Annotated in this window: 25 protein-coding genes and 1 other RNA gene; 7 read left to right on the forward strand and 19 right to left on the reverse strand. The window is 36.1% G+C overall.

All coding sequences use genetic code 11. The annotated features are described in order from the left end of the window. Nucleotides 1-65 precede the first annotated feature (65 nt). Nucleotides 66-2,492 (forward strand): flagellin, encoded by a 2,427-nt coding sequence (locus tag PHQ93_RS10730; protein WP_367278375.1) that lies wholly within the window; start codon nucleotides 66-68, stop codon nucleotides 2,490-2,492. Nucleotides 2,493-2,621: 129 nt separating this feature from the next. Here the strand turns inward: PHQ93_RS10730 and PHQ93_RS05585 are convergent, their stop codons facing one another. From PHQ93_RS05585 to fliD, 16 genes are read right to left on the reverse strand one after another with little or no spacing between them, the layout of a single operon-like run. Then, nucleotides 2,622-4,619 carry a 6-hydroxymethylpterin diphosphokinase MptE-like protein gene (locus PHQ93_RS05585; RefSeq protein WP_299941978.1) on the reverse strand — a complete coding sequence of 666 codons (1,998 nt, stop codon included), beginning with the start codon at nucleotides 4,617-4,619 and terminating at the stop codon, nucleotides 2,622-2,624. A 9-nt stretch (nucleotides 4,620-4,628) separates the two neighbouring features. Then, nucleotides 4,629-5,381, reverse strand: a complete 753-nt coding sequence (hisF, locus tag PHQ93_RS05590) for an imidazole glycerol phosphate synthase subunit HisF (RefSeq protein ID WP_299941981.1) — start codon at nucleotides 5,379-5,381, stop codon at nucleotides 4,629-4,631. Further along, entirely contained in the window at nucleotides 5,375-6,004 is a 630-nt protein-coding gene (gene hisH / locus PHQ93_RS05595) for an imidazole glycerol phosphate synthase subunit HisH (protein WP_299941983.1), read from the reverse strand. Before hisH ends, hisF begins: the two co-directional genes overlap by 7 nt. Then, nucleotides 5,994-7,130 carry an N-acetyl sugar amidotransferase gene (locus PHQ93_RS05600; RefSeq protein ID WP_299941985.1) on the reverse strand — a complete coding sequence of 379 codons (1,137 nt, stop codon included), beginning with the start codon at nucleotides 7,128-7,130 and terminating at the stop codon, nucleotides 5,994-5,996. Before PHQ93_RS05600 ends, hisH begins: the two co-directional genes overlap by 11 nt. Beyond that, nucleotides 7,127-8,083 carry a class I SAM-dependent methyltransferase gene (locus PHQ93_RS05605; RefSeq protein WP_299941988.1) on the reverse strand — a complete coding sequence of 319 codons (957 nt, stop codon included), beginning with the start codon at nucleotides 8,081-8,083 and terminating at the stop codon, nucleotides 7,127-7,129. Before PHQ93_RS05605 ends, PHQ93_RS05600 begins: the two co-directional genes overlap by 4 nt. Nucleotides 8,084-8,107: 24 nt before the next feature. Beyond that, nucleotides 8,108-8,662: a GNAT family protein gene (locus tag PHQ93_RS05610; RefSeq protein ID WP_299941990.1), complete on the reverse strand. Its 555-nt coding sequence runs from the start codon at nucleotides 8,660-8,662 to the stop codon at nucleotides 8,108-8,110. Further along, nucleotides 8,659-9,957 (reverse strand): DegT/DnrJ/EryC1/StrS aminotransferase family protein, encoded by a 1,299-nt coding sequence (locus PHQ93_RS05615; protein ID WP_299941992.1) that lies wholly within the window; start codon nucleotides 9,955-9,957, stop codon nucleotides 8,659-8,661. Before PHQ93_RS05615 ends, PHQ93_RS05610 begins: the two co-directional genes overlap by 4 nt. Beyond that, nucleotides 9,954-10,904 (reverse strand): Gfo/Idh/MocA family oxidoreductase, encoded by a 951-nt coding sequence (locus PHQ93_RS05620; protein WP_299941993.1) that lies wholly within the window; start codon nucleotides 10,902-10,904, stop codon nucleotides 9,954-9,956. Before PHQ93_RS05620 ends, PHQ93_RS05615 begins: the two co-directional genes overlap by 4 nt. Further along, the gene (locus tag PHQ93_RS05625; protein ID WP_299941995.1) at nucleotides 10,901-11,917 is read right to left on the reverse strand and encodes a hypothetical protein; all 1,017 of its coding nucleotides are present in this window, start codon (nucleotides 11,915-11,917) and stop codon (nucleotides 10,901-10,903) included. Before PHQ93_RS05625 ends, PHQ93_RS05620 begins: the two co-directional genes overlap by 4 nt. Beyond that, nucleotides 11,917-12,951, reverse strand: a complete 1,035-nt coding sequence (pseI, locus tag PHQ93_RS05630) for a pseudaminic acid synthase (RefSeq protein ID WP_299941996.1) — start codon at nucleotides 12,949-12,951, stop codon at nucleotides 11,917-11,919. Before pseI ends, PHQ93_RS05625 begins: the two co-directional genes overlap by 1 nt. Beyond that, on the reverse strand, nucleotides 12,932-14,320 hold the full coding sequence (gene pseG, locus PHQ93_RS05635) for a UDP-2,4-diacetamido-2,4,6-trideoxy-beta-L-altropyranose hydrolase (RefSeq protein ID WP_299941999.1): 1,389 nt from the start codon (nucleotides 14,318-14,320) through the stop codon (nucleotides 12,932-12,934). The genes pseI and pseG overlap by 20 nt, the downstream gene beginning before the upstream one ends. A 14-nt stretch (nucleotides 14,321-14,334) precedes the next feature. Then, nucleotides 14,335-14,880 (reverse strand): Uma2 family endonuclease, encoded by a 546-nt coding sequence (locus PHQ93_RS05640; protein ID WP_299942002.1) that lies wholly within the window; start codon nucleotides 14,878-14,880, stop codon nucleotides 14,335-14,337. 33 nt (nucleotides 14,881-14,913) lie between these two features. After that, nucleotides 14,914-15,609, reverse strand: a complete 696-nt coding sequence (gene pseF, locus PHQ93_RS05645; protein ID WP_299942005.1) for a pseudaminic acid cytidylyltransferase — start codon at nucleotides 15,607-15,609, stop codon at nucleotides 14,914-14,916. Next, the gene (gene pseC, locus PHQ93_RS05650; RefSeq protein WP_299942008.1) at nucleotides 15,609-16,736 is read right to left on the reverse strand and encodes a UDP-4-amino-4,6-dideoxy-N-acetyl-beta-L-altrosamine transaminase; all 1,128 of its coding nucleotides are present in this window, start codon (nucleotides 16,734-16,736) and stop codon (nucleotides 15,609-15,611) included. Before pseC ends, pseF begins: the two co-directional genes overlap by 1 nt. Then, nucleotides 16,737-17,744, reverse strand: a complete 1,008-nt coding sequence (gene pseB / locus PHQ93_RS05655; protein WP_299942011.1) for a UDP-N-acetylglucosamine 4,6-dehydratase (inverting) — start codon at nucleotides 17,742-17,744, stop codon at nucleotides 16,737-16,739. A gap of 57 nt (nucleotides 17,745-17,801) precedes the next feature. After that, nucleotides 17,802-19,193: a flagellar filament capping protein FliD gene (fliD, locus tag PHQ93_RS05660; RefSeq protein ID WP_299942014.1), complete on the reverse strand. Its 1,392-nt coding sequence runs from the start codon at nucleotides 19,191-19,193 to the stop codon at nucleotides 17,802-17,804. A 175-nt stretch (nucleotides 19,194-19,368) separates the two neighbouring features. On the opposite strand from fliD, the gene fliS reads away from it, so the two are divergent. Beyond that, nucleotides 19,369-19,731, forward strand: coding sequence for a flagellar export chaperone FliS (gene fliS, locus PHQ93_RS05665; RefSeq protein WP_299942017.1), 363 nt, complete (start codon nucleotides 19,369-19,371; stop codon nucleotides 19,729-19,731). Next, nucleotides 19,731-19,985 (forward strand): hypothetical protein, encoded by a 255-nt coding sequence (locus tag PHQ93_RS05670; RefSeq protein ID WP_299942019.1) that lies wholly within the window; start codon nucleotides 19,731-19,733, stop codon nucleotides 19,983-19,985. The genes fliS and PHQ93_RS05670 overlap by 1 nt, the downstream gene beginning before the upstream one ends. Here PHQ93_RS05670 and PHQ93_RS05675 read toward each other — a convergent pair. Together PHQ93_RS05675 and PHQ93_RS05680 are read right to left on the reverse strand one after the other, a co-directional pair. After that, complete coding sequence (locus tag PHQ93_RS05675) at nucleotides 19,980-20,675, reverse strand: SDR family oxidoreductase (protein ID WP_299942021.1); 696 nt, start codon at nucleotides 20,673-20,675, stop codon at nucleotides 19,980-19,982. The genes PHQ93_RS05670 and PHQ93_RS05675 overlap by 6 nt on opposite strands. Continuing rightward, entirely contained in the window at nucleotides 20,672-21,205 is a 534-nt protein-coding gene (locus PHQ93_RS05680; protein WP_299942023.1) for a hypothetical protein, read from the reverse strand. Before PHQ93_RS05680 ends, PHQ93_RS05675 begins: the two co-directional genes overlap by 4 nt. 71 nt (nucleotides 21,206-21,276) lie before the next feature. On the opposite strand from PHQ93_RS05680, the gene PHQ93_RS05685 reads away from it, so the two are divergent. Continuing rightward, complete coding sequence (locus tag PHQ93_RS05685; RefSeq protein ID WP_299942025.1) at nucleotides 21,277-21,615, forward strand: Hpt domain-containing protein; 339 nt, start codon at nucleotides 21,277-21,279, stop codon at nucleotides 21,613-21,615. Between the two features lie 43 nt (nucleotides 21,616-21,658). Beyond that, nucleotides 21,659-21,756: signal recognition particle sRNA small type (gene ffs, locus PHQ93_RS05690), an RNA gene on the forward strand. An 83-nt stretch (nucleotides 21,757-21,839) separates the two neighbouring features. Here ffs and PHQ93_RS05695 read toward each other — a convergent pair. After that, entirely contained in the window at nucleotides 21,840-22,067 is a 228-nt protein-coding gene (locus tag PHQ93_RS05695; RefSeq protein WP_299942027.1) for a hypothetical protein, read from the reverse strand. A gap of 67 nt (nucleotides 22,068-22,134) precedes the next feature. On the opposite strand from PHQ93_RS05695, the gene rpmI reads away from it, so the two are divergent. Then, entirely contained in the window at nucleotides 22,135-22,326 is a 192-nt protein-coding gene (gene rpmI / locus PHQ93_RS05700) for a 50S ribosomal protein L35 (RefSeq protein WP_299914933.1), read from the forward strand. Nucleotides 22,327-22,433: 107 nt separating this feature from the next. Continuing rightward, a complete protein-coding gene (rplT, locus tag PHQ93_RS05705) occupies nucleotides 22,434-22,793 on the forward strand; it encodes a 50S ribosomal protein L20 (protein WP_299942029.1) in 360 nt (119 codons plus the stop codon). Nucleotides 22,794-22,801 lie beyond the last annotated feature (8 nt).

Genomic DNA, 22,801 nt, shown 5'->3' on the forward strand with positions numbered 1-22,801 from the left:
CAAGGCAAGGATGCCTAGATAAAAATTAAACTAGAGCAAAAGGCTCTACCCTAAAAGGATTTAAAATGGGATTTAGAATTAATACAAACGTTGCGGCAATGAGTTCACATGCAAGTGCGTTAATGAACAACAGAAACTTAGATAATTCATTAAATAAATTATCTTCAGGTCTTAGAATCAATAAAGCGGCGGACGATGCGTCTGGTCTTGCTATCGCAAACTCACTAAAAACACAAGCTTCTTCACTCGGTCAAGCTATCAACAACGGTAACGATGCTATCGGTCTTATCCAAACTGCTGATGGTGCTCTAAGCGAATACTCAAATATCCTTGATACTATCAAAACTAAAGCTGTTCAAGCTGCGTCTGATGGTCAAAACTCGGCTTCTCGTTTGGCTATTCAAAAAGATATAGATCGTTTGTTAGAAAACCTAAATACGATTGCTAAAACAACTTCGTTTAACGGTCAAAAACTTTTATCAGGTACTTTTACAAATAAAGAGTTCCAGATGGGTTCTAATTCAAATGAGACTATCAAAGCTTCTATTGCTTCAGCTGAAACAAGTCAAATCGGTCAAACTAGCCGTGCAACGTTAAGTGTTGCTCAACTTGGCGAAAACCAATTTACACTTAAAAGTGCTACAAGCGGTAAAGAGATAACTCTAGAGTCTGTTAATCTTCAAATGAACAATAATCCGGAAAATGGTATGGGTAAAATTGCTGATATCATGAATAAATATAGTGCTGAGACGGGTATCTCTGCAAAAGCGGTTGTTACAACAACAACAGGAACAGCTATTAAAGCAGGCGTTACGGGAGCTGATTTTTCTATTAATGGTATAAATGTCGGTGCTGTAAATGTGTCTGCTAATGATAGTAACGGAGCCCTTCTAACAGCTATCAACGGTAAATCAACAGAGACAGGTGTTTCTGCAACTAAAACTGAAGATGGCAAGATAACTTTAACATCAGCGGATGGTCGCGCTATAAGTGTAACAGGCAATATTGCCGGTGTTATGGGAAGTACTGCTGATGAAATGAGTACTGTTGGACATCTTGAAGTAGTTCAAGCTGGCTCGTCAACATTTCAAATAACTGGCTCACCTATGGGTACGGCAGTTGGTGAAGATATGGTTACAACCGGAACTATGACAACAGTTCAAGATTCTACTCTTGCTATTGGTAGTGTTATTGTTTCAGGTGCCGTTTTGGCAGCAGGTTCAACAGTTGGAGTTGCATTATCTTCTACTGAAGCTCAAGCTCTCTTCTCTTCAACTCAGGATAGTACCTTAGCAGTCGGTTCTGTTATAGGTTCAGGTTCTAAAATTGAGCATGGAACGACTCTTGGAACAACAATTACAACAAGAGAAACTGTAACGCTTACAGCAGATATGCTTCTTAAAGCAGGTTCAGTTCTTGGTTCTAACAGTGTATTCGATGCAGGTACGGTATTACAACAAGATATTACTGTTGCAAATGTACAGTACAAAGCGGGAACAACACTTGTTACCGATTTAACATTGACATCATCACTTACTCTTTCAAAAGATATGGTTATGACTATAGATATTCAAAATCAAAATGCTGCAGTAGCTTCTGGTAGTAAACTTTTAGCAGGTACAGTATTAGGTGAAGATATCACAACAACTGGTACATCTACAGTTTCAACAGAAATGGTAGTTAAAGCCGGAACATCACTTCTAACGGGAACTATATATGCGGTTGGTTCAAAAATGGGTGACAACGTAACTATTTCTGGAGATAAAACAACTACAGATGTAACTGAACTTAAAGTAGGTTCAACAATCGGTAGTGGTTCAACACTTAAAGAGAACTCAACTATTGGTGGTGAAGTTCAATTAAGAGCAGCAGTAGTACTTAACCAAGATATGGTTGTAAAAGCCGGATCACTTCTTGTTTCAGATACTACACTTAAAGCCGGTACTATTATCAACCAAGACTTAACTGATGCACAAGTTGGTGGTGGTGCAGGTTCAGGACTTAAAGCCGGTACTGTTTTAGGAACAGATATAACATTAACTGATGATGTATATGTTACTAAAGACTTTAACATGCTAAAAGGTAAATCAGGAACAAATGCTACATTAGCTCTTGGTTCAAAACTTGCAGCAAACGGTGGAGATTCAAATAGTGTTACAATGAGCGGTGAGGAGTTTACAAATCTCTCAGATATTGATGTAACTACACTTAAAGGTGCTATGAAGGCTATAGATACTGTAGGTGCGGCTATGACAAATCTTGATACGATTCGTTCAGATTTGGGTTCTGCTCAAAACCAAGTTGTTTCGACTATTAACAACATTTCTGTAACGCAAGTAAACGTTAAAGCGGCTGAGTCTAACATTCGTGATGTTGACTTCGCACAAGAGAGCGCAAACTTCTCTAAATTTAACATTCTTGCTCAATCAGGAAGTTATGCAATGAGTCAAGCTAATGCTGTTCAACAAAATGTAATGAGATTGTTACAGTAGTAATTCTCTCTTTACTTTACGATGGTGCGGGAAACCCCGTACCATCTTTTTAAAACTTCTTTTTTTACTTCACATCAACAACAACTTAACTCTTTACTACGAAATAGCTTTAAAATATTCAGGCGGATTTTATCTCAAGTAGCTCTCAAGCTTGGTAATATAAAGATGTGACATTTTAAGTAGCTGTGACATTAAAATAGCATTGATTTGTACTACATGTTTGTTTGGAGTAGCTAACTCTTTTGTGTTGAAGAGATCAAAAATATAGCTTGTAACAATAGAAAAATACTCATAATATACCTGTGCCAAATCAGATCTTGTTTTGTACTCCATGTCGCTTATATCCCAAGAAAATTGTGCTAGAGAGTTTAGATAAATTCCGGCATTTGCAAACTTCTTTTTTTTATATGCTTTGATAATTTTTTCAAGTTTTTTTGCTTCTTTTATCTGATAACGAATCTGTCCTTTGTCTTCATCGTTAAAATCATCAGAGCCGATGGATTTAAAAAAGTCACCAAGCTCATCATGAAGCAGCTCTTTGTCAAGTGACTCAAGTGTATTCCATTCGTAGTCTTCAAACTTTAGTGGTTTAAGCCCCTCAAGGTAGGCACCGTCACTTAGATTGTAGAGATGATGAAAATCGCGTTTTAACATATCGGTAAAAATACCCACTTGTTCGATTGAGATTTTATAAGCTGAGAGAGTAGGGACGCTCTCTTTTAGATTCCCTTTTACATAGTCTATTGATGCGTTTGGGTCTAGAGATGCAGTTTTGTCGTTATACTCTCCGGTCGTTTGAAATGGGTGAAAATCACCGTGTGTTTGCATTGTATCACTATCAAGAGCCAAATCAACCCCTAACATAAATAGATTTGTTGCACCAAATACTAAAGATAGACCGTAGGCATACTCACCAACGCTTGGAGCGGATAGGCGCCCAAAACCTTTTTTGTAGAGAGAGCCTTGCTCTATAAAGTGAACTTTTGAGCGATCAAATTTATGCAGGGTCGCCTCATCAACATTTGAGGCAAGGATTATTTGAGCACCTTTAAAATACTTATCTGCATCTAAGCCCTCAAATAGCAAAGAGCTGTTTTCACCCGGATCTATATGTATAACAACATCGGGGGTTATATTTACACGATTGAGCAGTTTACATGTTGAAAGGGCAGAAACAACGATAAAACGATCACGATTTGCAACGACCCAATCTAGATTTTTTGAAGTAGATGGTCCGGAAAAAAGAAGAAGTACGGGTTTATTTGAAAATACATTATCTTTATATATCTTGCTAACATTTAAAAAGTGATAACCTTGTGCCAAGTAGCGAGGAGAGTTTATAAAGCGAAACAACATAGCGCTATATCCATAGTTTATGTAGCTTTGAGATAGAACATGTGTTTGGAATCGTTGAAGTTCTAGCTGATATTCAGTAGTAAAAGGTATGTGCTTCATGTGAAGGTTGTAGTTATTACCTTTATTTAAAAACTCTAAAAAGTTTTCTCTCTCTTGAATCTCATCATCCGTAATTGATAAAAATAGATATTGCTCTTTAAAAATCTCTTCATAATCAACAACAAAAAGTGAGAGGCGGAATGTTTCAAGATTTTTCTCTTTGATAAAAACTACTTGAGGGTTTAACTTTTTAACGATTCCTTCGAGATGAAGACCAAGACCGACACCTAAAAAGATGATTTTGTGGACGCGATTCATCTCTGTATCTGATGAAGCATACTTTGAAACATAGTTGATAATTTTTATAGTTGCCCATAAAGAGTTATGAAAAGAGAGTTCGCTTTTATCTATCGCATCTGCCTGCTCATCAGTTGCATAAACAAATTTTTGCCCTTTAAATACGGCTCCAACTCTTTTTAAATCTATGATATTAACCATTCGTTTGGCTGCTTCTAGGCTGTTTTGTTTATATAAAAACTCTTGACTCTCAAGTTCTAAAATATCAAAATAGCCCTCTTCTTTATGCTCAAGGGCATATTTTTCGATGTATCTTCCTTCCTCAATAAGAAGATTTAAAAGATTGATTTTGTCAAAAACCGCCTTGTGATTATTCTCAAGATAGTCTAAATTTTTTTGAAAAGTTTTCAGTGCTTTTAGTGTGATGTCATCCATAATTTATCCTTATAATATTCTAACTGAGTAGTTTGATTTTTTGAGTTCTTCTTTTATCATTTGCGGTGTGTATTGCGTAAAATGAAATATATATGCGGCGGCCAGTGCATCTGCGCCATTTTGCAATGCCTCAACCCCATCTTGCGGTTTTCCCATGCCTCCATTTATGATAATTGGGATGTGAAGTGTATCTTTGAAGAGTTTTAGAAGTTCTATGTCATATCCAAGTGTTGTTCCTTCATGGTCAACTGAAGTGAGCAGAATCTCTCCTGCACCTTGTCTTTCATACTCTTTAGCCAACTCTATCGGGTCAATCTCAAGTAAGCCATCTTTTTTGTTAAATACTCTGTAGTTGCCGGCTACTTTTTTTATATCGATAGAGCAAACTACACACTGTGAGCCGAATATGGTTGCTATCTCTTTAATAAAAGCGGGATTTTTAATCGCTTCTGAATTTATGCAGACTTTATCTGCACCCGCACCTAAGACGGTATAAACATCTTCTATGGTTTTTATACCGCCTCCGATAGTTAGAGGCATAAAACACTCATTTGCCATGTCTGTAATTATCTCTGTGTTGATGGGCTCATTGTTGAGACTCGCATCAATGTCTAAAACTATAAGCTCATCAACATTTCTAGCGTTATAGATACGGACTGTGGCAGTTGGATGTCCTATAGTACGAAACGAACCAAACTGTATGCTCTTAACAAGCTGCCAATTTTTAAGTAAAACGCATGGGATGAGACGATGTTTTAACATATTGATTCTTTTGTCATTTGTGCAAAATTTTTGATTATTTTAAGACCGTAAGTTTGGCTTTTTTCGGGGTGAAACTGAGTTGCAAAAATATTTTCTTTTTGTATGGCACAAGCAAACTCTATACCGTAATTAGAGTAGCCTATGACATGTTTTGGCGGTGTATCAAAATAGTAGGAGTGTACAAAATAGAAGTCGCTATGGTTTGGTATCTCTTTAAATAATGGAGATGGGTTGTTAAAATCAACACTATTCCATCCTACATGCGGTACTTTTAGAGGACCGTCTTTAAATCTTTTAACATCTGCTTCTATCCATCCAAGTCCGTTATGCTCTCCAAACTCATAACCTTTTTGAGCGATAAGTTGCATACCGAGGCAGATTCCAAGAAAAAGTTTTTTATGCTCTAATATTTGAGTATTTAAAAGTTCTACTAATCCCAAACTGTTTAGATTTTGCATAGCATCGCCAAATGCTCCAACCCCAGGTAAAACAATATGCGATGCCTCTTTTATAATTGAGTGTTCATTTGTGATTGTTGCACTAAAACCAACTTTTTCAAAAGCTTTTTGCACTGAACGCAAGTTCCCCATGCCATAATCTATAATGATGATATTAGCGGACAATATATTCCTCTTTTCGCACTAGCGAACCATCTATATCCTTGAGAAACTTTCCGTTTGCATCTCTTTGAAAAATTTTTTTGTTAGTAAATGAGTCAACTATAACATCAAACTCTTCACGCGAAAAACCGGTATATTTTAAAAATTCATTTAAGGCTTTCATTGGTGGAATTCCATCATATTTGTTGACTAATCTCACTGCCTCTTCGCGTGAGATATAGCCAAGTCTTACATCAAGACAGGCATTGTCAGATGCTCTGCCAAAACCGTATTTGACATATTTTAGGTAGTCATGCACATGGTTGCTATAACAATCAAGATTTTCAAAATTTTCATATGTTGTTTCAATTCTGGAGTCTGAAGTGCTAAAACCATATTTTTTGGAAGTTTCGAGTATTTTTCTAAGATCCCATTTGAAGTAGTAACCAAGAAAAAGTCCGCTTAGTCCAACGCGGTGAACTTCTTCATCTTCCGGATAGAGGTAGAGTGCTAAATCTCTCTCTTGTATGCCGTCAACGCCTATCATGTCGGTTGCTCTATTTCCAAGAAGTCCGCCAAACTCCTCAAGCCATTTTCTATCAAGATATGGATTGTTTTTACTTGCAGCAGGACCGCCATACTCTATCTCAGAACTCTCACCCCAGATAAGCAGCGGTATGTTGAAGTTAACTGCGATATGAGCAGGCGTTGTAAAGATTCCAAGATGGTTTGGCCATTCACAATCCCCAACTCTTAGAGTTGCCTCTTTTATCATTGATTTGTAAACTTTCGGATTTCGTTTTATATGGATTAGATCTACTCCGAGATTATTTAGATTTGCAAGGTTTCGACGACCCACTTCTGTTGGAATAGTCGGCTCAAAACAGACACAAAGCGGATTTAGACCTAGTTCCAACATTGTTATGACTTGAAATGTAGAGTCCTTGCCGCCGCTAACTCCTATTATGCAGTCATAGTGTTTGTTTTTTTTATGTTTTCTAATGAGTTCTAAAAACTCTTTTTTTCTCTCATCCCAATTTATCTCAAAATCTTTAGCTTCTTGTGAGCGACATGCATCACATACCCCATCTTCATTAAAATGTAAATCCGGTTTGGTATCAGGCATTACACATTTTGTACAAAATTTCATGATTTTTTCTTTAAAACAAGTTGCATTTTGTAGCCCATCTTTTGCCCGTGCAGCCACTCTTCATCAAAACCAAAAATAGTTTTAGTATTGGTTGTATCCCCAAAATATGGGTCATCATAGTTGAGATAATTGTTCATAACTCCTATTTCAGAGATTACCGTCTCAAAGGATTCTATGCTAAATCCACACTTGGAGACTAGTTTTTCGATAGCCTTGAATGAGTAGAGATTAACATGTTCTATACCATCAAACATATTGCATTTTTCTTGAAGCATTTTTGCGGCCAAAGAGTCTGCACTTGGAATTTGTAGAAAAATAACCCCATTTTCACTAAGTAAAGGTCTCATCTCATTTAGGTAGATTTCTCCATCTTTTAGGTGCTCAAATACATCCCATAGTGTTATAGCATCCATTTTTACGTCAAGTTTAATATTTGAGAGCAAGTTATTGTAAATAGTATGACCTTTAGATTTTGCGTATGCAGCTTCTTTTTCGTTTAACTCCACTCCAAATGTTTTGAAATCATTTTTTTTAGCAATATCTAAAAAACCACCGGCAGAACAGCCAATATCAAGAATATTTCCTTTTTCCGTTACTTTTTCAATTGCACGAAGTCCTTTGGAGTATAGCTTGGTATAAAATTCACTGTCGTTTGAAACTATTTCACTCTGAAAATCATGATTATTGCGATAATGATTCTCTAAATGCTCATCTTTGAAAACCGGATTAAGATAAATCATTTTGCACTCTTGGCATTTTACATATCTTCCGCCGTCTTTAAAAAATAAAAACTGCTCATACTCTGTTTTGCATGTTGGGCAAGTTCTCTCTTCAAGGAGTTCTTCTTTAAAACCGTCTGTGTTTTTGCTAAGATAGATTTTTCGTTTTTCCATATTTGCGTGATGCATTTTTAATCGTTCTTGATGAATCTCTTTTGGTATTTTATTTTGCATAATTTCTCCTATGAATAGTTTTATTTAAGATTTGTTGACGGTATTAAATTCGTTTTTTAAAATACTAAATCTAATCGTATCATGGTACTTGCCATTTTTATAAACTTCATCTCTACAAACACCTTCTTGAATCATTCCAAGCGATATTGCCAAGTGTTTCATCGGTTCATTGTTTTGCATTGTACCACAATAAATTCTATGTAAGTTCATTGTGTTAAAACCATGGTTTAACATCATCAAAGAAGCCTCTTTTGAATAGCCTTTTCCAAGAAACTCTTTATTCCCTATCATTACGGAAAATTCTGCACTCAGATGCAAATATGAAATTGCGAAAATGGCAATATTTCCTATATGCTTATCGGTTTGTTTATCTATAATAGCTAACATAATTTTGTCTTTTTGCAAAGAGAGTTTAGAGATATATGCTTGAGCATCCTCTTTTGTATATGGAAAAACATGATGTTCACTATATTGACAAATAAATTCATCGTTTAACCAAAGAGGATAGTCACCATCGCAATCTAACTGTGTTAAGCCTCTTAAATAAATATTTTTACCTACTAAAAACGGATTTTTCATAAAAGTTCTCCTCTATTTTCCCAAACTTTAACAAAAGCTTTTACAACATCGTCCATATCCTCTTTTGTCATAGGCGGACGCATAAGTTCATGAGTAAATAGTTTATCAAAATGGAGGGATTCACAAACAGGGCAATCACCTTTTTGATAAGTTTGATTTGAGAGATTAAACGGATAGCCTTTTGAGCCAAAAGCGATTTTATGGGCAAAGACTGGTTGCAAATATATAGGTTTTACATAACCGCAGCCCATTAATACATCGCTGTCATCCCGCATAATAGTTCTTGGAAGCTCTGCTTTTACGGCCTCAATGAATCTATTTCTATGGACTCCGATTTTTGTGCCATCAAGTTCAAGCGGATGAACATAAAACGAGTGTATGCAGTTTTCTCTGATTTTTGTTGTTTTTATGAACTCAAGCTTTTTTAACTCTTCGTTTAGGTAGGTTACATTTTTAATTCTTTGCGTCAGCAGGAAGGGAAATTTTTTAAGCTGTTCCCTTGCGATTGTCGCTTCTATCTCGGTCATTCGGAAGTTAAAACCAATCATATTTACCAAATCATTCGGACTCTCAAAACCCTTGTTTGCTATGACTGACTCCGCATGGTTTCGTATGAGTTGGAGTTTGTCTGCTAGTTTATCATCGTCTGTAACTATGATACCGCCTTCTCCTGAGTGGATATGTTTGTGGTAGTTTAGCGAGTATATGCCTATATCGCCCAGCGTTCCCGCAAATTTATTTCCATATTTTGCCCCCGGTGCCTGAGCGGCATCTTCTATAACTTTTAGGTTATATTTTTTTGCGATAGCATTGATGGCATCGGCATCATAAGGTTGTCCAAAGATATCCACTACGATGATGGCTTTTGTGCGAGGGGTGATTTTTGCCTCTACGCTTTTTGGGTCTAGACAGTAGGTATCCTCTTCAACGTCGGCAAATACCGGAATACCGCCATAAAAAAGAGGCGCGATAGCCGAAGCGGACATTGTATATGGACTGACTATAACTTCATCGCCTGCCTCTATGCCGCATGCACCGACGGCACAGATAAGTCCTGAAGTAGCAGAGTTTACGCTTATGGCATGCTTTGCGCCAAAATATTCTGCCCACTCTTTTTCTAAACTTTTAACTTCATCTCCGCCGTAAAAATCACTATGCCAAGCACCCAGATATGTTGAGAGTTTGCCGCTTCTTAAAACCCTTAAAACCGCTTCTTCTTCCTCTTTGCCTATGTTGTTGTAAGCCGGAAACGGCTTAATCCTAAGCTTTTTACCGCCGTTGATAGCTAGTTTCATAATGCTCCTTGAAGTAAATTTTCTCTTATTTTTAGTAGTTTAGCGCTTAACTTCAGATGAGATTCCATCTGCTCTTTAGAGTTCTTCTTTAGTAAAAAATTTAGGCTGTTTTTTGCGTAATATTGCAGAGTGTTAGGGTATTCTTTATAGAGAATAAGTTCTTTTGTACCATTTATTTTTTTAGACTCTTTCGCTTTATAAACTTTTATTTCAAATCCTGATTTATGGATTTTTATAACGCCTCTTTGGCAGATTATTTCCATCTCAAAAAGAGAAAATTCACTACCGTCGAAGTTTGTTAAAACACCGTCTGCCGTTTTGGTCTGTATCCAAAAAGAGCCGTAAGCATCGCCCTCCAAGATAGTTGCATTCATCGCTTTAAAATCCGTAATCTCTCCAAAAAGATGCTCAACAAGGCTAAGTACATGTGAGCCGTTGTGATAAAGCCCTTTATTTACTCTTGAGCTAAACTGTAAAACTTTTCCTAGTTTTTCTTTTAATATCAGCTCTTTTACTCTGTTTATAGATGGGTCAAAACAGCGTATGAAATTAATAAGCAGATTCGGATTTTTCTCATGTATAAGGCTATATATTTTGTAATACTCATCAAGGTTAGAGACAAAAGGTTTTTCACAGATGATATGTTTTATTTTTGTATTTGTAAGAATTTCTTGCAAAATTTCATAGTGTGAGGCCGTATTTGCGGCAATTACAACTATATCTATTTTTTCATTTTGAAGCATTTCGTTTACGCTTAGATATGCATGAATATCTCTTCCCCAAATATTACGAAACTTCTCTAAATTATCTCTGTTTGTATCGCAGCATGCTATGAGTTTTGTTTTTTTTGAATCTAAAAATGCATGGGCGTGAGTTAAAATGGCATCCGAAGAAGGAGTATCATAAAATCCGCCGATATTTCCGCACCCGATTACTGCAGCATTCATTTTTTCTCATTTGCTATTTTTTTAACCATACTAGCAAAATCAATTCCAAAAGATTTTATCTCTTTTAGAGAATTTTTTGTTTTAAAATCGGCAAGTTTTAGATTTTCAAAAGTTGTGATTTTGTTCTGTTTAAAAATCGGCACGACACACTCTCTTTTTAAAGACGGCATAAATGAGATAGAGAGTTTTCCAATAGCCATCGCCTCAAAAAGCACAAAACCATCGATTCCTATAATGATTTTGTTTTTGCAAAGCGACTCAATCAGCGGAGTTTCATACGGATTTTCAATCTCTATGTTGAGGTTAGGATATTTTTGTATAAGATAGTCGTATTTTTGCGTTTCATCGGATGGATGAAGCCTTATTGTTAGGTGAGAAGTTGAAAAATTATCCATATTTTTGCATATCTCTTCACATACCCTAAACTCATCAAATCCCCAATAATTTTCATCCCCAAATGTCGTATAAGCAACTTTTTTTGTAGGCTCGCTGATAAAAAGCAGAGAGTTTCGCTCCTCTATTTTGCCCATTTCAAATATCTTTATATCATCCAAGAGATTGTCAAATCTAAGTTTTATGATATTTGAAAACCCGAGGTCTTTAGCCATTTCATACCCATACTCATCATTTAGAGTTGTAAAATCAGCTAAATTTTCTTTCCAAAATTCTTGCGGATATCCAAATCTTTCTCTATAGTTTACCCAATGTTCCAAAAATGCAATGGAAGGAATATGGAGCGCTTTAGCTATTTTTATAAACTCTAAGTGTGTTTTGTTTTGCCAGCTTGTTCCCACCAGCACAATATCTGCGGAGATTTTTTTTAGCTTATCTGTAATGTTGCTATTTTCATCAATTTCTATAATAGGAAGTTTGGCGTTTTGAAAAATCTTAAACGCAGGGGAATTTTTGTATACAAAAAAATACCATACATACTCTTTTTCATACTTTTTTACGATAGAGAGAAGATTGTTGCTCGGACCGCTGTCATTAAAAAAAGATGCAATTTTTAGCATTAAAAACTCTCTTTTTTAAATCTTTCGCCAAACTCATAATCTTTATCCGCCGCCTTTCCTAAAATATCTTTTAAATGTTTTGGGTGGGCGCCATATCCGGGACGCACACTTCGAATGTTCGTTTCTGTAAAGATTTCACCTTTTTTTATATCTTTTGCTACATAAAGGCTTCGTGAAAATTGACGGCTTTTTTGCTTCTTAGGCGTCATACTATAGTCAACTTTTCCCAAAAGTTTTTCTGTACTCCTTATTGCCTGTACCATCTCGCTAAACTCTTCTTTATCTAGTGAAAAATCGGCATCGGCTCCGCCTATACTTTTATCAAGGATTAAGTGTTTTTCTATCACTTTTGCTCCAAGAGTAACTGCAACTACGGGTGCAATAAACCCAAGAGTATGGTCGGAAAAACCGCTTATCACCCCAAAAGTTTGTGCTAAATTTGGGATGGTTAAAAGGTTTGCATCTTCAAGCGGTGCAGGGTAGGCACTTGTGCAGTGAAGGAGTATAATGTCGTTATTACCTTCATTTTTGCATATTTCAACTACTGCTTGAATCTCATCGATGGTTGCAATCCCTGTTGAAATAATGATGGGTCTGCCCTTGCTCGCCGCAAAGCGAACAAGTTCATAATCGGTTATCTCAAAAGAGGCGATTTTATATGCAGATGGGCTGAACTGCTCTAAAAAATCAACTGCACTCTTATCAAAAGGAGTTGAAAATATATCGATTCCAATCTCTTTTGAATAAGCAAAAAGCTCTTTATGCCACTCCCATGGAGTATATGCTTCTTTGTATAAATCATATAGTTTTTTACCGTCCCAAAGCGTACCGCCTTTGATGATAAAATCATCTTTGTTGCAGTTAAGTGTTAGTGTATCTGCCGTATATGTTTGAAGCTTTATAGCGTTTGCGCCTATCTCTTTAGCCGCTTTTATCGTATCAAGAGCGTTTTGCAAACTTCCGTTATGATTTGCAGAGAGTTCGGCAATGATATATGTGCCGTCTTTTTGTAAGTTAAAATTTCCTATCTTCATTTCTAAGCTCCATATAGATTATCTCTTTATCGTTTATAGTCTCTCTTGCCGCTTCTTTAAAATGAAACTTTTTATACAACCCTATAGCTCTTTCGTTGTTGCTAAAAACTTCAAGTTTTAACTTATGAAGTTTGAGTATATCAAAAGCGTACTTTATACATGTCTCTTGAAGCGTGCTTCCTGCGCCTTTTGTTTTTTTAAAAGGGTTTGCATATAGTCCGAAATAGGCGGAGCTATCTTTAAAATCTATTGCCATAAAGTCTATAACTCCTATATATGCGCCCTCTTTTTTTACTGCCATGTAGAGTTTTGATTTTGAAGATTTTAGCGATTCTATATATTTTAGATGTTCTTCTAGCGTTATATCTTCTTGATTAAGCATCCACTTTTTTACGCTATCATCATTTCGCCACTCCAAAATCATTTTTTTTTCTTCAAGAGTCAAATCAACAAAATTAATAAGCTCTATCTCTTTTATTTTAGCAATCGCATCTTTTACTTTTTTAGCGTTAAATTTTTTCATTACGCTATAACCGTTTTTCTTTAGATAACTATACATCTCTTTTTGATTTTGGGCTGTTTGGATTGCCAGAAAAGGTTTTTGCATAAAGTAGACCTCATTTGCGGTTACACTTGGGGTAATGATGGCAAAATCGCTTTTTCTTACTAGTTTTGCCACTCTGTTACTATTTATATGTAAGGTTATCCACTTTTTACCTTTTGCATACTTTTTTAGCTCTTGAAGGTTTTTATTTGCCGTAGTAGTTACTACGACGGCTTTTATATTTTCAAATTTTTGAAGAATTTTGAGTATTTTTGGGTTTAGGTTTTGCGTATCTGCTCCGCCCATTGCCAGAAAAATAGTTTTTATCGGATTATAGAGGGTAGAGGTTTTTTTCTTTTTTTCTTTTCTAAACTCATCTCTGATAAGGGTGTATTTTGCTCCGCATCTAAGTTCACAGCCTTTGGGAACTAGATTTTTATATTTTTTTTCATCTGCATAGATATTGTGGTTTAAAAGTATATCGCAGTAGTGTTTTTCGTATGTATCGTCTAAAACCATGATTTTTAATGTCGGATTTTGAGCTTTTAGCTCTTTTTCATACTCTGTATCTATACCGTAGTGGTCAATAACGATTAGTTCAATAGATTCTTTTTTGATTAGATCGGACAACTCTTCTATGTCATTGCTTTTTAAAAGATTTAGTTTATAACCCGATTCTATAACTTTATGGTTTATATTTCCATCTAAATCTTGTGAGGCAAAAAGTATATCTGCATCTCTAAACTGTTTCGCCAAAACCAAATCACGCATAATATGACCTGTACCGATAATACTAGATGAGTCGGCTCTAATGAGGATATTCATTTTAATGAGTAATACTACCAAATCTTACTAAAGTCAAATGTGATTGTCTTGGAGCACTCTTGTATCTCAAACTCTACGCTCTCATCGCTTGCATCTGCTATTTTGATATATCTTCCCTCATGAAGCCTATATACCTTTGCCATGTTTTCATCCGGATTTACGATGATATAGTACTCTACACCCTCTTTTTCATAGATGTTAAATTTTATACCCGTATCTTTTTTGGCAGTGGATTTTGAGAGAACTTCAAAAATGATTTTTGGCGCTTTTGTGATGTATGCTTCATTTTTTGGTATATGGCAAATCACGCTGTTGTCTGGCTGAAGAATTGTGTCTTCGCTTATTTTCCAATCAATCGGTAGGAGTGCTTGACAAGCTTTGCATCCATCAAGCGCCTCATCCAAATAACGACCAATTTTATTGCTAATACTTTGATGCTTTATCATCGGGGCGGGACTCATGGCGTATGCCACACCGTTTATCAACTCCCAATTACCCTCCCAAAGTTTATACTCTTCATAAGTGTAGTACGGAAAATCTTCAATTTTTAGTGCGCCCATAAGCAACTCCTATGTTTTGGTTTATTTATTGTACTAGATTTTTGTTAAAACCTCATACATAAACTCCGCTCTCTCCCAATCTTCAAGCGTGTCGATGTCTTGGACTAAATGGCGAGGTAAAATAATGGGAATGCTGTCTTTTGCGAACATTATCTCATTTGATGTTTTGTTGAGTTTTGTCCAGTAAAATTGTCCGGCATCTTGATATGCTTCTTCCAAATCTTGGCTTCTTTTATAGTAATTTTGCGGCCAAAACATCTCGCATCTGCCGTTTTCATCTACTTTAAAAGTTCGCCAAATCGGAAAAGGCATAGAAGTAGCCGAAAAAGCGTTAATAGCATCGGAATTTTTAAGCGCTTCAAACCCCTCTACCAGATATTTTGATTGTAAAAGCGGAGCGGTAGCGTAAATAGTACACTCATAGTCATACTTTTCGCCTCTCTCTCGCAGGTAGGCTAAGGCGTGGTCAATCACATCTTTGGTATTTGTAAAATCATCGCTCAGCTCTTTGGGGCGTAAAAACGGAACCTCCGCACCATACTCTTTTGCTATCTTTGCTATCTCTTCATCGTCGGTCGTAACTATGACTTTCTCAAAAAGATTAGATTTTAATGCGGCTTCTATGGAGTAGGCAATGAGCGGTTTGCCAAAAAAATCTCTTATATTTTTTCGTGGAATCCGCTTGCTTCCGCCTCGTGCAGGTATTATAGCAATAGCATTTTTTTTCATTAAAAGCTACACCCTTTATCTGAATATTTATGTAAAATTTCTAAAAATGTATCCGCAACAAACGAAGCATCTTCTTGTGTCATCTTTTGATGGCATGGAATGGAGATCTCGCTTTTGTAAAAATCATCTGCAACTTGCAGTGAGATATTGCCAAAATGTTCTTTGTAGAAACTGTTTTGATAGATGGGTTTGTAGTGAACCTGTACACCGATACCTCTCTCTTGAAGCTCTCTAAAAATATCCTCTTTTTTGCAATGAAACTCAGGGTTTAGAATGATAGGGTAGAGATGTCTTGAGCTAATCATATTTGATGGGATTTTTTGAGTGATAAAAAATTTTTCGTCTTCAAATCTCTCATCGTAGTAAGCAGCAATCTTATTTCGTGTTTTTACAAAGCTCTCAAGTTTTTTGAGCTGGCTGATTCCTAGCGCTGCGGCGATTTCCGTGAGTCTAAAGTTATGACCTAAACTTACCATGTCGGAATTCCATAACTCTTTTTTAATCATGCCGTGTGAGCGAAAGAGCCTTAGTTCTTTTGCCCATTCGTCATTGTCGGTTAAAACAGCTCCGCCTTCGCCGGTTGTTATCGGCTTTATGGCGTGAAAACTAAGAATTGTCATATCGGCGAATGAGCCGATTTTTTGTCCCTCTACACTTGAGCCAAGAGCATGAGAGGCGTCATCTATAAAAAGAAGATTATATTTTTGCGCAATATCGGCTATTTTTGACATCTCAAGAGGTTTTCCCGCAAAATCAACCCCCACAATGGCTTTTGTTCGTGGAGTTATAAGCTTTTCGATTAATCTTTCATCCATATTTCCGTCAAGCTTTATATCGCACCAGATGGGTTTCGCACCAAGGGAGACGAACATATTTGAAGTAGCTACAAAACTTAGGGGAGTTGTAATTATCTCATCATCTTTTTCTATTTTGCAAACCGTATAGGCTCCAAGAAGCGCAGAAGTTGCAGAATTAAAAACAACGGCATGTTTAGCCCCTGTATAGCTGCAAAGCGCTTTTTCAAACTCTTCAACTTTTGCGCCCTGAGTTAAAAATGGACCCTTTAAAACCTCTACAACCGCGTCGATATCGTCTTGCTCTATTAGTTGAGTAGAGTATGGAATCATCTATATATCTTTATCTCTGGTTTGTTCTATCTTAACGATTAACTCTTCATGAGTCAGCCAAACCGCGTTATTACCGGAGTTGTACTCAAATCCTTGAATTACACTTTTGCCAACTTCACCGATAGCATTTTTAGAAAAATCTGTTATTTTTGTAAACTGAATAGTCGGTTTTATAACATAGTGGTCATCAAATTCAAGTGTTAAGTGGCTATCATCGGATGGACACATAATTTCATGAAGTTTCTCTCCCGGGCGAATTCCTATGATTTTGTGTGGTAAATTTGGAGCTATTGCTTTTGCCATCTCTGTTATCTTCATGGATGGAATCTTTGGAACAAATATCTCTCCGCCTTGCATTCTGGCAAAATTTTTAAGAACAAACTCCACGCCGTCTTCAAGAGTTATAAGAAATCGTGTCATTTTTTCATCAGTGATAGGAAGCTCTTTTGCGCCGTCGTGAATTAGTTTTTCAAAAAAAGGCACAACTGAACCGCGAGAACCTATAACATTTCCATATCTAACAACAGAAAATTTTGTCTCTCTATCGCCTGTTAAATTGTTGGCTGCAACAAATAGTTTATCGCTTGCCAGTTTTGTGGCACCGTAAAGATTTACCGGATTTGCTGCTTTGTCTGTTGAGAGAGCTATGACTTTTTTGACATTTGCCTCAAGTGCCGCATCTATAACATTTTGCGCACCCATAATGTTTGTTTTTATACACTCCATTGGATTGTATTCAGCAATCGGCACATGCTTTAGAGCTGCTGCATGGATAACAAAATCAACTCCCCGCATGGCTTTTAGAAGTCTTTTTTCATCTCTTACATCGCCTATGAAGTATCTCATGCATTCATCAGTGAAGACTTGAGCCATCTCATACTGTTTGAGTTCATCTCGTGAGTAAATAATTATCTTATTGGGTTTATATTTTTTCAAAAGAAGCTCTGTATATTTTTTTCCAAAACTCCCCGTTCCGCCTGTAATAAGTATATTTTTTCCATTAAACATGCTAAGTCCTCTTTATAATACAAGATTTAAAGCAATAAGAGTACCATATTGAATATACTAGTTTTTAGAGTTTGCTTGTGAATCTATCAGCATTTTTAGTGATGAAAATTGAGAATTCAGCTTGCTAATCATAGAGTCGTAAGCAGCAAATTTGGCAGTCATTGTTGCATAACGGCTATCAAGTGATTTTTGTGCAGACGTTTTGTTTTTTGTTAGACTTGTTGCCTCTGTTTTTAAGCTTTTTTCATAGTTGCTTAGTAGTTTATCTGCACCTGTGTAATTTTTCATTTTATCATCTATGGTTTCAAATATACCCGTTTTTTCAACCCCTTTGCTATCCACTCCACCTGAAAAAAACAGCCTTACCGCAGTCGGATCATCTCTTAGTTTGCTGTCTAAAACTGTTTTATCAAAACTCATTTTTCCATTTTCATCCGTTGTAATCCCGAAGTTAGATAAAGAGTTGCCGTCTGAGCCAAACGCTGTTACGGTTTTTGCCAAATCTCTTGAAATTGATTTTATGAAGCTGTCTTTGCTAAATATCCCTTCAGTACTTTTTTCTTTGTCACTTGCAGTCATATCTTTTAGGTTTGACATAAGCGTGTTATAGCTGCTTACAAATAGTTTCAATTCATCTGTAACCGGCGAGTAATCACTGGCTATATTAACATTAGAGGAATCTCCCTCTTTTTTTAAGGTTATATTTAAACCATAAATTAAATCATCTATATTATTTGTCGGTCTTGTGGTTGTGATGCCGTTATATTTAAAAGTTGCATCGGAAGCAGTTTGTATCTTTTGGTAACCGTTAGGATTTGTTGTTGCATTATAAGCGTTAAATAAAGCTGCATTTAGAAAACCGGCTCCACCGCTTCCATCCGTATCTGTTATGGTTAATGCTTGAGCGCTTCCCGTCTCTTTTGAAGATATGACTAAGTTGTATGCTCCATCACCTGTTTTAAGCACGGAAGCAGAGACACTATCTCCTGCAGTATCTGTTATAGCTTGGGCAAGATCTTCAAGCGTAGTTGTAGCAGTGTAGGCAATATTAAAACTATTTATCTTAAGCACTCCGGCACCTGAGGCAATTGAAGTAGTCTTGTCTGCGACAGCACCGAGTTTTGTTATATCTTTTTTTGCAAGTGTAACTGTTTCAAGTGAAAATGATTCAACATTTGCCCCAGAGTTTACGGACACTTCAGCACTTCCGCTGACATTTACGCTTTTTTTGTCAAAAACAGTGTCATACTTAAGAGTTGAGCTGTTTGTACCTAAGCCGCTCATAAGCGAAGAGAGAAGCTTATAAGCCTCTTGTTTTTGGGTATTTAAAGTAATTTTGCTCTCGATAGGTTTTATGGTTCTTCCTTGATCAACATTTTTTAGCTGATCTAAAACATCTGCGGTTAAAACCCCAGAACCAATTCCTAATGAACTTACAGTTCCAGCCATCTCAAATCCTTTAAGTAAGGTTTTTTAAAACCCATTTTATATGTAATATAGCTAAATCGGCTAAATGCAATTATAATTTAAATGCTTTTATTATATAGAGCTTTTTTATATTTTTGGTTAAAGAAATAAAATTTTTGTCGATATACATTCTAATAAACAAATTAAGGATTTAAAAATGTATGGTAATGTAGCTCATAACATTTATTCGCAAAATAATGTAGGGATAGAGTCTCCTGCAAAACTAATAGAGATGCTCTACGAGGGAGTACTTCGTTTTAATGCTCAAGCAAAAAAAGCTATAAAAGACGGTAATGTTGAGAAGAGAGTTTATTGGATAAACCGTTCAACAGCGATAATAACAGAGCTTATAAATGTGCTTGATAAATCTCAAGGGGATATTTCACTTTATCTTGAGGGGCTTTATAAATATCAAATTCAACTTTTAACATTTGCCAACATGAATAGAGATGAGAGCAAACTTGACGAAGTCAGCAAAGTTTTTAAGTCTCTTATAGAAGCGTGGAGAGAGTCAAATTAATGTGGCTTGAGGAGTTGCAAATTGCTATAATCGAAAAAGATGCGCAAAAAATAGATGAATTGGTAAGTGTTCCGCTCAAATTTGACACTACTGATGAAATGAAGAGCGCCATGTATCTTTTAGCTGAAGCCTCCAAACTGTTACATGAGTTAAAAGAGGAGACAAATCAGACGATGATACAGCTTAGAAAAAATATTAATTTTTTAAACTCAACTCAAGAACAAACGCCAAGTAAATTTGATGTTTGTTCATAGCTTTTTTTTAGCTATTCCAAAATTTAAACTTCTTAGGGTGTATTCGCTTACAACAGCACCTTTTCTCATACTAAGTATGTGCTCAACCGCGTCGGCAATATCCGAAACGAGGAGTTTTTCATCTTCATTTGCACTTGTTTCAAATCTAAGCTCATTATAAAAATTGCTCTGGGTCATATCTGGGTTTATATTTGTAACGCTTAGTGCACTTTTCCTCGTCTCTTCAAAAAGAGAGTCCCCAAATGCTTTTAATCCGCTTTTTGTAGCACTGTAAACTCCTGCAAATTTGCTTGACTTTAGCGCTTCTATGGAGTTTATATTAATGAGATAGCCGCTGTTTTTTTTCAAATCACGCAGCAGAGCGTTTGTAAGCAGCATGGGAGCGGTGAGATTTAAAAAGACCATATCGGTAATGGTTTTTGCACTTAACTCTTCATGCGGCTCAAATCTGCCAAATCCTGCGCAATTTATCAGTATATAGATATCTTTGTTTGAGAGATTTTCACATATTTCAAGGCTTGAGGCTTCGTTTGACAAATCTGCTTGCAGCGGTTTAAAAAACTCACTCTCAAAATCCTCTTTTTTAATATTTCTGCTTACGCCGATTACTTCATAACCGAGTTTTAACAATCTTGCCGTTATCTCTTTGCCGATTCCGCTGCTAGCACCGGTTACTACAACTTTTTTCAAGCTTCAACCTCTCTCATAATCTCATCAATTACACTAAAAATCAATTTTTTGCTGCCCTCTTTTGTAACCTTGCTTGGCTCAAAATGATCACTTACCACTTTATAGATATAGCGGTTTTTAAACCCTTTTGTCGCTGCAAAAAAACCAAATGATTCCATATCGGCAATCTCATATAAATCTTGGTAAACTTCACTCTCTTTGCATGTAAGCGTATTTAAAATATTTTCATCAATTATATATTTTTTATCTTCATACATTATAGAGCCTATCTTTAAAAGCTTACCGATTTTATGTTTTTTATTTGCTCCGCAGATACCTACATTTATGAAAATATCGCTTTTTTGCGGTTTACAATTTTCAATAATCGCATATGTTGCGTTTTTTGCATTATCAACACCTATGCCGCTAATAATCAGCTTTAAATCTTTACCTTCAAAAAGAGTAAAATTACCGCATTTGGTTTTGGCTAACTTATATTTATCCACAAATGCCTGTGCTTCCGATTTTAGTGCCATTACTATATATAACATGCAACATTGTATCAAAATTGTTATTTTTTATGCTAAAATCATGTTAAAAAAACTAGCATTGGAGTGTGGATATGCCTATTTTAGATGCAGATTATTCAAATATAGACCATGAAGAGATGGCAATATCGATAGGACTTAAACCAAAACATGTTCCGATGTTAATCGCTAGTTTTTTTGAAGAGACGGAAGCGATTTTAAATACTCTTAAAGAGTCTATAATTATAAGAGATTACCACAATATAAGATTAAATGCACATGCTATAAAAGGAAGTGCAGGAAATCTTAGATTTAACGAAGTGTATGAGATGGCAAAAGAGATAGAGTTTGCAGCTGCCGAGCAAAAGAACAATTTTGAGTATGAGAGTTATCATCAGGCTATCAAGAGCGCAATCGGAACAATTTCGATTTAGCTCTTTGTTATTTTAGCTTTTTTAGCTATAATTCCGTCGCTTCTCTTTAGACCTGTGCAATAGCATTTTGAGACATTGTGTCAGGGTAGGAATACAGCAGCACACCTTGATGTGTTATGTGCCGCAGGTATCTGGAGAGAAGTACTTTTTTAACACTGCTTCTGCTAAATTTCTTCAAATAAAAATAATCAAACCTTTAAGCAATGTGATATAGCTAAGAGAGCTCAATCTTTTCTATGTTTAGAAATCCCGCATGCCTGATTTGGTTTTGGCGGGTTGTTTTTTAAGTAGGTCAAATCTTCTAGAGTTTGTGTCAAAACTCTCTTTTGCTGCAGCAGAGGAAGCATACGGTTGTCTTTTTCATTCATCGGTAAGCTCATATCTTGTAGAATAGCTTCGACTTCTTTATCTAAATCTTTGAGTGCGTTGTTGATATGTTTAATAGAATTCATGGCATTAGTATAGCAAAATTTTAAAATATTTGGGTATAATTGCGCTCCAATTTATAAAGGAGTTTCGATGCCAAAGATGAAATCTGTTAAAGGCGCTGTAAAGCGTTTCAAAGTTAAGAAAAACGGTACAGTTAAACGCGGTACAGCGTTTAGAAGCCATATCTTGACAAAACAAGATTCAGCGACTCGTACAAAGCAACATAGACCAAAAGTCATTGCTAAAGTTGATGAAAAAAATGTAAAGGCTATGATTAACTAATTTTTAGTTAATTCATTTAATCTCCAAACTTAGGTTTGGGCAAGTCCACCAAAGTCGTGGCACCTTGAGCACAAAAAGTGACTAGGTAAAGAAAAAAAAGGAAAAATATGCCAAGAGTAAAAACAGGTGTTGTTCGTAGAAGAAAACACAAAAAGATATTAAAATTAGCGAAGGGTTTTTATAGCGGACGCCGTAAACACTATCGTAAAGCAAAAGAGCAGTTAGAGCGCTCAATGTACTACTCATTCCGTGACCGTAAGCAAAAGAAACGCGATTTCCGTAAACTGTGGATTATCCGTATCAATGCAGCTTGTCGCTTGAATGGTATGAACTACTCTTCATTTATGAACGGTATTCACAAATCTGGCATCGAACTTGACCGTAAAGTTCTTGCTGATATGGCGATGAACGACGCAGCGGCATTTAGTGCAGTTGCAGCAGCATCAAAAGCAGCATTAGCGAAATAAGTTAAATT

It is taken from the genome of Sulfurimonas sp., from assembly GCF_028714975.1.
Taxonomy (GTDB): Bacteria; Campylobacterota; Campylobacteria; order Campylobacterales; family Sulfurimonadaceae; genus Sulfurimonas.